Consider the following 10,191-nt stretch of genomic DNA (forward strand, 5'->3'; position numbering starts at 1 on the left):
GTCCCATTTTAAAGGATATTTTCATCTGCAAAACTAAAGTATTCTTTTTGTGTGATGATGACATGGTCCAAAACTTTTATATCCAGGGCTTCCGATGCTACTTTTAGTTTTTTTGTAATTTGCCTATCGGCCTCACTTGGCTTTAAAGTACCTGAAGGGTGGTTATGGGCCAAAATCAATCCTACCGCACCTAATTCCAGTGCTTGTTTCAATACCAAGCGAACATCTACCAATGTTCCGGTAATACCTCCCTTGCTAAGTTGCCCTGCCTGCAGCACTGCATTGGAATTATTCAGAAAAACTATCCAAAATTCCTCATGGGGAAGTTCTCCCATTTTAGGCTGTAAAAGTTCAAAGACATTTTTACTACTATTGATTTTCGTTATTTTCTGAGCCTCTTCTCCCCTGCGTCTCCTTCCTATTTCCAGAGCCGCAGCTATGGAAACCGCTTTTGCCTCCCCTATGCCCTTAAATTGCATGAGTTGTTTAATGGACAATTTTCCCAATTCGTTCAGATTGTTGTTCGCAGAGGCCAATATGCGTTTCGAAAGCTCCACGGCACTTTCATTACGACTTCCAGAGCCAATTAATATAGCTATCAGCTCTGCATCGGAAAGAACAGATTTTCCTTTTTGCACCAATCTCTCACGAGGCTTGTCATCATCGGACCAATTTTTAATAGAGAAAGAAGATGGCTTTTGTTGCATATCCTAAAGATAAGAATCTTATGGTTTTATCATAATTACAAAACCAAATTTTACGAGTACTAAAAACATAAATTCATCCATAAAAAAAGCCCATGGCCATTCCGATGAAAAATGGCCCATGGGCTTTTGGATTTATGTATTGAAAAAAATCTTAGAAATCCCTGTACGGTGCATCAAGGAACTTATTGGCCTCAGGTTCCGAAAACCTAGCGGTAGCATTATCCCAATGCAACGTTTTATTTGGAAAACGACCGGCAATAACCCCTAACAATATAGTTTCGGTAAGTCGAGCCGAATATTCAAAAGGGGCACTACATTCCGCTTTGCCCAAACAGGCATCCACAAACTGATGATAGTGCTTATTTCCCTCGGAATCGTAGTCCCTGACCGGTTCCCCAATAGCCTCTTGATCCTTAATAATGGACAGATCCAGTTCCTGATATTTACCATCCACAATAAGTCTGGGCAATTCCATAAAATGTGGCAATAAAAGTCTTCCTTTTTCACCTACGAACATTGCTCCCTGTCCAGGAAGCTTCTCGTTGTTGGGCAACCTTAAGTCTTTATGCTTCTCAGGGGCCCCTTTCCCATCGTACCAGATCCACTTTAAGGTATCGGCCGTATATTCGGTTCCGGGAAAGGTATAGGTAACGGTGTTTTTCTCAGGAAATCCAAACCCTGTAGGTTTTCTACACTGGTTCTTTATGGTCATGGGAACGTCCAATTTAAGTGCGTTATACGGGGTATCGAAAATATGCACACCCATATCGCCCAAAGTACCACAACCGTAGTCCAATAATTTTCTCCAATTGGCCGGATGGTAATACCCCTCCTTGTACGGCCTTTCGGCAGAAGTCCCCAACCAAAGATTCCAATCCAAATTTTCGGGTACCGGATCAGATCCTTCCGGCTCAGGACCATCGAACCCCCAGTTCTTGGGAGACCATGCCCTAACCGTACTTACCTTCCCAATAATTCCAGATTGGATCAATAAGGTGGCCAATTTGTAATCGTAAAATGAATGTACTTGGATTCCCATTTGCGTCACCAAGTTTTTTTCTTTGGCCATTTTACGCATCGCTCTGGCTTCTACCACGTGATGGGTAAGTGGTTTTTGACAATATACCGGTTTACCGAACTCCATGGCCATCATGGAAGCTGGCGCATGGGTATGATCCGGGGTAGAGACTATTACCGCATCTATATCGCTCTTCATTTCTTTTAACATCACCCTATAATCCTTATAGATGGCAGCGTTCGGATGCAATTTTTTGGCCTCTGCCAATGCCTTGGAGTCTACATCACAAAGTGCTACCACATCCACCAATTCATGGGAAGAAATGGAAGCAAGGTCGTTTCCTCCCATATTACTAACGCCAATATGGGCAGTTCTTAAACGTCCATTTTTGGACAAGGCCCAAACGGAGGATGGCAGAAGAGCCGTTAAACCCAAGGCTGCGGTACTTTTTAAAAAGTCTCTTTTTTTCATAAGTAAGTATTTATTGTTTTAACGGTCAAACCAAACCGATAGAATTAAATTCTATAATTTTCTAATTTTTATATTTCTAAACCAAATGGGACTTGAGTGATCCTGAAAACCGATATATCCAGACTTGAACTTGCCGTAATATTCCTCATCCTTCCATTTTCCAGAATTCTTTCTTTCATACCAATCCTTGGACCAGGGCACAAAAGTCAGCACTTTTTTCCCGTTGAGCCAGTGCTCTACTTGCTCTGGTGTAAATACTATTTTGGAAGAATTCCACTCCCCAACAGGGTTCAATATTTTTTGTTCGGGATCGGCTACATGCATGGCATAATCAGAAGCGGTTTGCTGCAAGGGTTGAAGTGCCGCAGGATTTTCGGTATGTCCAAGGCTAAGGTTGTAGGCCGTAAGATCATGAATATTTGCATAATTTTCATCATCGATCAACTGGTATTCCGGGGAAATATTTGGCGGCCCTGCATTAGGTATACCTTCTTTTAGATGGTAAAAAATACCACTATTGCCCCCTTCGGGCAATTTCCATTCCACATAAAGTTCAAAATTATCGAACTCTTCCAAACCATAAATTATATCCTTTCCTCCGGTATAATCCTGCTCCAGCCCCAATTCGGTATCGAATGTCAATACACTGTCCTTAACGACCCAGCCCGGAGGCAGGGAGTCTCCATTATACGCTCTCCAACCGTTGGTAGTTACGCCATCGAACAAGTAGATCCAGTTTTCACTTTCTGTGGCAGTTTCAGCTTTAGCTTCGGGTTTAGTGTCGGTTTTGGTTTTGCAGGAAGATAGTACCAATGCAAAGGAAAAAAAGGCAATTAGTAGTTTCATGTATTTATTATATCAGGAGAATTTATAAGGTCATGAAGATAAAAAAAAATTACAAGAGACCTAGGTATAGTGCAGTGTAATTTAAACCGTTTTCAACTCCTGTAACAAATTCTCCATATCCAATGGTTTGGTAAACATGGTCAAGGATCCGTCCGGCCCATAGGTCCAAAGACTTTTTGGACGGTCCCAATAAAGTTACACCCCATTTTTATCGGGATCGTCCAAATAAATAGCTTCCAAAACGCCATGGTCACTTGCCCCGGTCAATGGATATTCTTCATTAAGTAAGCGCTGGTATATTTTTGCAAGATCCTTTCTAGTAGGATATACTATTGCAGTATGGAACAAGCCCACGCTATGGGTAGATGCAGGAGACAGGCCTTTGCTATGCCATGTATTTTAACCAATATGATGGTGGTACCCACCAGCGGAAATAAAGGCGGCCTGACTACCATACATAGTGGTTACTTCAAAACCCAATAGGTTACAATAAAAATCCAAGGACCGTTCCAAGTCTGATACCTTTAAATGTACATGCCCTATGCGGGCCTGTGCTGGAATAGTATATTTATTGTCCATTAGCGAAGTACATTAGACATAAAATTCAATTTTAATAGGTACCCAGCAATTGCCTTCATCAAGGACCGTGGATATGATCAATACTTATAAATTCTTGCGGCGTAGGCTTTAGTGGTATCAATCGGATAAATGGTCATGGGATAATTGCCTGAAGGCCTAAAAATGGGCATTTCTACCATTTTTTTTTCTGAAATAATGTTGGACCTCTGATTGCCCATTAAACCACCAAGGGCATCCTTAAAAATGAAGTCAAAACCAATAGAATCCTTTGTCCCTATTCCCTTTTTTCCAAATGCATTGGCCTCATGCTTGCTCCAATCCTTTTCCAATAGATCGTTATCGGCTTTTTCAACTAGGGACGGTGTGGCTCGTTGTTGGGCATTGAGACTACTACTACCTATAAAAAATAATACCAAACATAAAAAGAGGAAATATTTCATTGTATACTTTTTATGGGCATAACACAAGCGAAATTTTTTAAAACTCCTCGCAATGAATACCCTTTTCCAACTGTTTCCTTAAGGCGGTTATCATTCTTTTCAATTCCTCGGGTTCCTTGCCGTACTCAAATGTCACCTTGTATTTCTTACCGGAAAAATTTTCAATCTCCAACCACTCTGCCCCTCCATCTGCACAATCCGGACATCCCAAGATTTCGGGCAGGGAATAAAATTCATTTAAATCTACTGTTTTTTTTAGAGAGTCCCAACTTAATTGGGTCATGTTTTCTGAACATGAAATGGGTTCTACCTGATTATTCCAACCAGAACGGGAATAGATTACCGTTCCCAGCTTTAGCAACATCTCGTTCTTACAATGGCCCACGCACATTCCAAAGGATGTGCCATAACCCAACTGTTTGATATCTGAAGGATTTACTTCATTTTTTTCGCAGGAAAGCAATATCCCAAACATCAATACTAGAAATGCACCTTTGTTCATCTGTTTACTTGTGTTAAAAATTAAGCTTGTCCCAAGAAATTCCCTTTGGAGACTCACAACTCACTAAAATACTGAAATTAAGATGTTTATATCGTTATTTGGTTGCGTAAATTAATTACGTTTATAAAAGCCCATTAACAGGATCATGCTTTATTGTTTAATGAAACCGACATAATTGGTTCTTGAATACCATCCTCCTTCATTTTACTCAATTGGTTGTTATTATTTTTTATAGGATTTCGCGAATCTTAGATTTCGTCGTAAATAAAGTGGTTTCTATACAAATATTCACGACAATCTAAATTGACTAAAAGACATATAATAATTAGGAAAAAATTCTATTTACAGAAATTTCTAATGCTTTTAATTTTCCATAAAATACGGTCCCCATTATGAAACTCAAGCAGAAATAACAAAGAGGAAAGGTCCAAAGGAAAATTACTTACCCTTCAATTTGGGTACTTCGGCCAAAAGTTGTTTAAGACCATCCCTATTAAGAAAAATAAAACCAAAAATTAAAAGAATAAAAATTGGATTGACCAAAAAGTAGCCAATTTGAAACTTTGGAGAAACATAATATATATCGATCAAGCTAAACAATCCAGCCAATAAGGTTGCGCCAAAAGCAAATAAATAAATCTTCTTATCCACAAAGTAAAAAAATGAGGCCACACTTAACCATCCAATCCCTATGTACAATGCCCCATCAAGTTCAATATCGATAAATAAATTCATTCCTATGGAAATAAGAACCAATATTATAGCCAACAACAATGGAATAATATCTTTTTTCATTGATGATTTTTTTTCAATTTAATTTCTCCTTTTAGATTCCATGAAATAACTAATCTTCATTTCAGCATTTGTCCCCAATGTTAAATATCGGCATTTTGGGTCTAACAATTAAGTAGAAAATCAGTTATTCACCATCTACCTAAATTTTACTGTACAAACGAATCAATCCCAATTATATTGAGTAATCTACCAAGGTTTCGCTCAAAAGCGGTTATACAACAACCTCTCCGAGAAAAAACCCAATTACCTCTTCCAAAGTATCCAATACCCCAGGGTTGGTACAATTCATCAAGATAGAGAAGACCATATCCTGCTTTGGATACACATAGAATACGGCATATCCCCCTACCCCATTGCCTACATGGCCATAATAGGTCCTCCCCAACTTATCCTGGGTTACCTGCCAACCTAGACCGTAGTAGGTAGGAGTACCATTAATGATCCCAGAAGTGAGAAATTGGGACTGAATTTTATTCTCCCGAAACTTGGAATCCAAATATACCTGCCCAAAACGGGCAATATCAGAGGCAGTGGACAAATAGCCCCCTCCTGCCAATTTGTATGCATTGTTAACAGGAATTGCCTTCCTAAACCCCAATCTGCCCGTAGAATAAAAGGTGCTACAGTTGGGAGGAAGATCCCCTGGATTTTCTGGGAAGGTATTTTTTAAACCATAAGGATTTAATATCCTGTCCCGGACACAGTCCGCAAAAGGCACACCACTTACCTCCTGCATTGCCAACGATATCAATACCCAGTCAAAACTGGTATACTGAAATCCCTTCCCTGGTTCAAAAAGAAGGTCGTCATCCTGGAATAGGGCAAGCGACTCCTTTATTCCCAAGGGCTTGTTCAAGCCATATTCCCCACCGCGATACCCTCTTATTCCTGCAGTATGCCCCGCCAATTGCCTCACTGTAAAATCGAACTCTTTTTGGGGAAAATAAGGAACATATTTATAAATGGAAGCGTCCAAATCCAACAGCCCCTCCTCCACCATACTAGCCAAAGCAGCGGCCGCAATAGGCTTGGACACACTTGCAATCCTAAATATGGTATTCTGGGGGTCCACGTTGCTTTGCTGTTCCACGTCTGCAAATCCATAGCCTTTCTCAAAGTACACTTCATTGTTTTTGCGAACGGTAATGGCCAAACCTGGAACCCGCTGTTCATCTATAAGCTTTTGCAGGATTTGATCTGCTTGAATCTTGCCCAATAATTCCTTGTCCCCGCCAATAACCCGTTGGGAGGCAAATATATTCTTTAGATATTTTTTAATAGGATTCATCGGTCTAATAGTAAACTACTTTTAAGTTATGAAAAATAGAGGTTGGACTGCGACCGTTGACTTTGGTGCTATTCAATAAAAATAAGTTCTCCTTTATACAATTGCTCTACCTCCACTACGGCTGGTCTATTAAAACTAACCACATCCCCGGTGCCACGCAAAGTCCCTTTAAGTGATTCCTGTGGACTTAAGCGCATATCGTTGGATCCCCTGTGGTTAAAGCTAATGTTTTCCGCAATCAGGGCCTCGGCCTCCAAACGGGAATCCCCGGAAGCAAAAACTACACTAAAATTAGTTGTTTTACCCCTTAAATTATAAAACGAAATCCCATTGGAAACAATGGCCAAACTTTGGGTGTCCAACTCCAAATTAAACTCCCCACTGGTATAACCAGCATCCGGGTCGTTGAAGCTCTCGGAAATTAAGGTTAGACTGGGATAGACCAAAACACCATCACTTAAAATATCCAGTCCTGTGCTGCTCCTGATCTCGGTAATATCCGGGGCTGTAACAAAAACCTTGGTAAGTCCATATTTTCGTGTAAAATTGCAATCATTGGTATCGCGTAATAAAAGTCGGCCATCCACCACCTCCACCTCAACTTCATTACGCAAATTTTCTCCTGTTTCCACTTCCACCTTCAAAGGACTTCCCTGTCTTAGGGTCATTTCTACATTCTCATATACCGTAATAGCGGTAAAATTGGGTACTTCCACGGTTTCCCTGATAATATCCCCGGCATTTTGAAAGCAATCGGGCGCATTTTCACTATTGCAATTCACCAGCGTTATCATAATGGCCAAGAACATGCCATACCTGGCAACAATCGTCGCAACGTTTCCCCACCCTAATCCTATCTTCAAAATAAAATAGTTCATCTACTTATATCTTTTGAGCAGGCTATCTGCCCAATTAGTTGGCCCTAGAGCCTTACTCCAACCCCAAATTCCACGGCTTCCGCCTTTGCACCATGCGATTTTAAAGTTACAGCACCGTATACCTTGTCCGAAAAATATCGCTTCAGCCCAATCCTATTATAGACCTTTCCTTCAAAATCGAAGGGATAGTACACATAATACCCCAACTGGGCAATAACCGACATTTTATTTATAAAAAGTTCATGGCCCAAAAACACTCCTACCCGCTTGTAATCGTCATCTGGTTGCACACCATATTCAGGGAATGCCACCGACTGGTAGCGTATAAGTTCCTTTAAAAAGTTGGAAAAATACACATCTGTACCCAACTGCAGCGCACTTCTTCTGGTAAAGCGCTTATCCGCATAGGCAGAAAAAATATAAAATGCATATTGTCCAGAATCCACCACATCACTCTCATTGATCCCTGACCTAAATGCGAGATTTAGTTTAATAGGCTCTGAAACCTTCAATTTTTCGGTTCTAATATATTCCCTTTCCTCCCCTCCATCCAGGTCATAGGTCAACCCCACATTTAAGGCCATGGTATTGGTAGAGGTGTTGGGCGCGGTAACGTTGGCATTGGAATAGTGTATTAGGGAAATCCCGGCCTTAAGTCCTAAGCCCTTAAATAAATTCTCTTTGTGATAGTTCAACATCAAATAGGTAGAACTTAAAAAATGGGAACCATAGGCGTTGTTCCTAAAATTCTGGTTCTTGTCAAAAGGATTGGTGTTATAGGCTATACCCTGCCCCAGTCTAAATTGCAGGTTTCTTTTAAAAAAGTAAAAATTATAATGGGCATATAGTCCAAAATTCTCCCCCAAAGTACTGTTATTCATATTCTGGTATACGAACGAAAAACCAGTATCCGGATAATTGTAGAGTTGTTGCCATTCCTCATCGCCATAAGTCTTCCTATTATACCCCAAAATAATACCGCCAGGATGATTGGTGATCAAATGTGAAATATCAGGATTGTGCAAGAGCACAGAACCGTAAAATTGGCTAACGTCCAAGGTGTACCTTTTGGTTTCTTTCCGGTTTTGTGAAAAGCAAAAAGCTGTCGAGAGACAGCCTATAAGAAATAGCCTTAGGTTCATGGGGAGCAAATGTAATGAAAAATTAAAAACAGGTTTTCTAAATCTTGACAATACTAGAAGATACTTCCATGAACCTTACAATTAATTCGGAAAAACGGGTCCCGAAACATTATCAGAAGAGCTCTTTGGCTATAGCTTCAATATTGTCGGATTTTCCCATGGAATAATAGTGCAATACCGGAACCCCTGCCGCCTTTAGCTCCTTGGATTGCTGAATGGCCCACTCTATACCTACCTGACGTACATCGGCATTTGTGGAACAACCCTCAACAGCATCTATCAAATCTTGTGGCAAGTCTATTTTAAAGACCTGTGGCAACAATTGCAAATGCCGCTTTACCGCAATAGGCTTAATCCCTGGAATAATAGGAACATTGATACCCATTTTCTTCGCAGCCTCTACAAACTCGAAAAACTTCTGATTATCAAAAAACATTTGTGTCACTACATAATCGGCCCCCGCCTCAACCTTTTCCTGTAATCGTTTTAGATCTGTAATCAAAGATGGTGCCTCCAAGTGCTTTTCAGGATACCCGGCAACGCCAATGCAAAAATCGGCACTATGTACCGTCTCTACCTTGTCATGTAAATAATTGCCTTGATTTAAGGCGTAGATCTGCTTCACCAAGTCCGAAGCATAGGCATGTCCACCCTTGGTAGGATTAAAATACTGCTCCTCTTTCCGGGCATCGCCACGAAGCGCCATCACATTTTGGATGCCCAAATATTGACAATCTACCAACACATATTCGGTTTCCTCCTTGGTGAAACCACCACAAAGCACATGTGGCACCGTATCAACACCATATTTGTGTTGAATTGAGGCGCAAATGCCCACAGTTCCAGGTCTCATACGAGTCAATTTTTTATCCAATAACCCGTTCCTATCTATATACACATACTCCTCCCTAGAAGTGGTTACATCAATGAAGGGTGGCTTAAACTCCATTAAGGGATCAATATTATCATATAATTCTTGAATACTTCTTCCTTTGACCGGCGGTATGATCTCAAAAGAGAACAATGTCTTCCCTTCTGCCTTTTTAATGTGTTCCGTTACTTTCATAATTTCTCCCTCTAACCTTTTCCACAGAAAAGGCCCATTAGCGATTATTTTATTTATCCCCCTAAACAAGGGGTTTCTTAATTCTTATTCTCTATTCTATTTTATTTTGGCAGCCCACAAACACTCCTTTCTGTCGGGTTTGTGGCCGGGCTATCCACTTAATTTTTTTATTCCAAAGTCATAAAAAAGATATCGCTCCTATCCCTGCTGCATGGGCCATTGCCTATTGATGTACATTAAGGCGCAATTTCAATTTTACATTTTTTTCATGTCCAAGTCCTAGACCTACAAGGTTTTGAAAACCTTGCAGGTCCCATTGACAGGATTAATCATCCTCAATATTCACAAGCAAACCTCATCTAGACCTACAAGGTTTAAAAAAAGCTTGCAGGTCACATTGACAATACTAATCATCCTCAATGTTCACAAGCAAACCTTAGCAAGACCTACAAGGTTAAA

Annotated in this window: 12 protein-coding genes; all 12 read right to left on the reverse strand. The window is 40.4% G+C overall.

The window, feature by feature from the left end:
- Window positions 1-8: 8 nt before the first annotated feature.
- Window positions 9-707 carry a RadC family protein gene (gene radC / locus B9Y87_RS13535; RefSeq protein ID WP_085499501.1) on the reverse strand — a complete coding sequence of 233 codons (699 nt, stop codon included), beginning with the start codon at window positions 705-707 and terminating at the stop codon, window positions 9-11.
- 151 nt (window positions 708-858) lie between these two features.
- Window positions 859-2,196 carry a Gfo/Idh/MocA family protein gene (locus B9Y87_RS13540; protein ID WP_085499502.1) on the reverse strand — a complete coding sequence of 446 codons (1,338 nt, stop codon included), beginning with the start codon at window positions 2,194-2,196 and terminating at the stop codon, window positions 859-861.
- Between the two features lie 51 nt (window positions 2,197-2,247).
- Window positions 2,248-3,042: a 3-keto-disaccharide hydrolase gene (locus tag B9Y87_RS13545; protein WP_085499503.1), complete on the reverse strand. Its 795-nt coding sequence runs from the start codon at window positions 3,040-3,042 to the stop codon at window positions 2,248-2,250.
- Window positions 3,043-3,237: 195 nt separating this feature from the next.
- Window positions 3,238-3,390 (reverse strand): VOC family protein, encoded by a 153-nt coding sequence (locus B9Y87_RS22195; RefSeq protein WP_245808710.1) that lies wholly within the window; start codon window positions 3,388-3,390, stop codon window positions 3,238-3,240.
- A 51-nt stretch (window positions 3,391-3,441) separates the two neighbouring features.
- Window positions 3,442-3,621 (reverse strand): VOC family protein, encoded by a 180-nt coding sequence (locus B9Y87_RS22200; protein ID WP_245808711.1) that lies wholly within the window; start codon window positions 3,619-3,621, stop codon window positions 3,442-3,444.
- A gap of 77 nt (window positions 3,622-3,698) precedes the next feature.
- The gene (locus tag B9Y87_RS13555) at window positions 3,699-4,061 is read right to left on the reverse strand and encodes a hypothetical protein (RefSeq protein ID WP_085499504.1); all 363 of its coding nucleotides are present in this window, start codon (window positions 4,059-4,061) and stop codon (window positions 3,699-3,701) included.
- Window positions 4,062-4,098: 37 nt separating this feature from the next.
- Window positions 4,099-4,563 (reverse strand): hypothetical protein, encoded by a 465-nt coding sequence (locus B9Y87_RS13560; RefSeq protein ID WP_085499505.1) that lies wholly within the window; start codon window positions 4,561-4,563, stop codon window positions 4,099-4,101.
- A 438-nt stretch (window positions 4,564-5,001) separates the two neighbouring features.
- A complete protein-coding gene (locus B9Y87_RS13565; protein ID WP_085499506.1) occupies window positions 5,002-5,358 on the reverse strand; it encodes a hypothetical protein in 357 nt (118 codons plus the stop codon).
- Window positions 5,359-5,569: 211 nt separating this feature from the next.
- Window positions 5,570-6,646, reverse strand: a complete 1,077-nt coding sequence (locus tag B9Y87_RS13570; RefSeq protein ID WP_085499507.1) for a serine hydrolase domain-containing protein — start codon at window positions 6,644-6,646, stop codon at window positions 5,570-5,572.
- Between the two features lie 68 nt (window positions 6,647-6,714).
- On the reverse strand, window positions 6,715-7,524 hold the full coding sequence (locus B9Y87_RS13575) for a head GIN domain-containing protein (protein WP_085499508.1): 810 nt from the start codon (window positions 7,522-7,524) through the stop codon (window positions 6,715-6,717).
- A 44-nt stretch (window positions 7,525-7,568) separates the two neighbouring features.
- Window positions 7,569-8,666 carry an acyloxyacyl hydrolase gene (locus B9Y87_RS13580; RefSeq protein WP_085499509.1) on the reverse strand — a complete coding sequence of 366 codons (1,098 nt, stop codon included), beginning with the start codon at window positions 8,664-8,666 and terminating at the stop codon, window positions 7,569-7,571.
- Between the two features lie 112 nt (window positions 8,667-8,778).
- Window positions 8,779-9,732, reverse strand: a complete 954-nt coding sequence (gene metF, locus B9Y87_RS13585; protein WP_085499510.1) for a methylenetetrahydrofolate reductase [NAD(P)H] — start codon at window positions 9,730-9,732, stop codon at window positions 8,779-8,781.
- Between the last annotated feature and the right edge of the window lie 459 nt (window positions 9,733-10,191).

This window comes from Arenibacter troitsensis (assembly GCF_900177645.1).
In the GTDB taxonomy this organism is placed as follows: Bacteria; Bacteroidota; Bacteroidia; order Flavobacteriales; family Flavobacteriaceae; genus Arenibacter; species Arenibacter troitsensis.

Bases quoted from the DNA above. Each gene is read 5' to 3' on its own strand.
- metF (WP_085499510.1), bottom strand. From the start codon at position 9,732: ATGAAAGTAACGGAACACATTAAAAAGGCAGAAGGGAAGACATTGTTC.
- B9Y87_RS13570 (WP_085499507.1), bottom strand. From the start codon at position 6,646: ATGAATCCTATTAAAAAATATCTAAAGAATATATTTGCCTCCCAACGG.
- B9Y87_RS13580 (WP_085499509.1), bottom strand. From the start codon at position 8,666: ATGAACCTAAGGCTATTTCTTATAGGCTGTCTCTCGACAGCTTTTTGC.
- B9Y87_RS13575 (WP_085499508.1), bottom strand. From the start codon at position 7,524: ATGAACTATTTTATTTTGAAGATAGGATTAGGGTGGGGAAACGTTGCG.
- B9Y87_RS13540 (WP_085499502.1), bottom strand. From the start codon at position 2,196: ATGAAAAAAAGAGACTTTTTAAAAAGTACCGCAGCCTTGGGTTTAACG.
- radC (WP_085499501.1), bottom strand. From the start codon at position 707: ATGCAACAAAAGCCATCTTCTTTCTCTATTAAAAATTGGTCCGATGAT.
- B9Y87_RS13545 (WP_085499503.1), bottom strand. From the start codon at position 3,042: ATGAAACTACTAATTGCCTTTTTTTCCTTTGCATTGGTACTATCTTCC.
- B9Y87_RS13560 (WP_085499505.1), bottom strand. From the start codon at position 4,563: ATGAACAAAGGTGCATTTCTAGTATTGATGTTTGGGATATTGCTTTCC.
- B9Y87_RS13565 (WP_085499506.1), bottom strand. From the start codon at position 5,358: ATGAAAAAAGATATTATTCCATTGTTGTTGGCTATAATATTGGTTCTT.
- B9Y87_RS22200 (WP_245808711.1), bottom strand. From the start codon at position 3,621: ATGGACAATAAATATACTATTCCAGCACAGGCCCGCATAGGGCATGTA.
- B9Y87_RS13555 (WP_085499504.1), bottom strand. From the start codon at position 4,061: ATGAAATATTTCCTCTTTTTATGTTTGGTATTATTTTTTATAGGTAGT.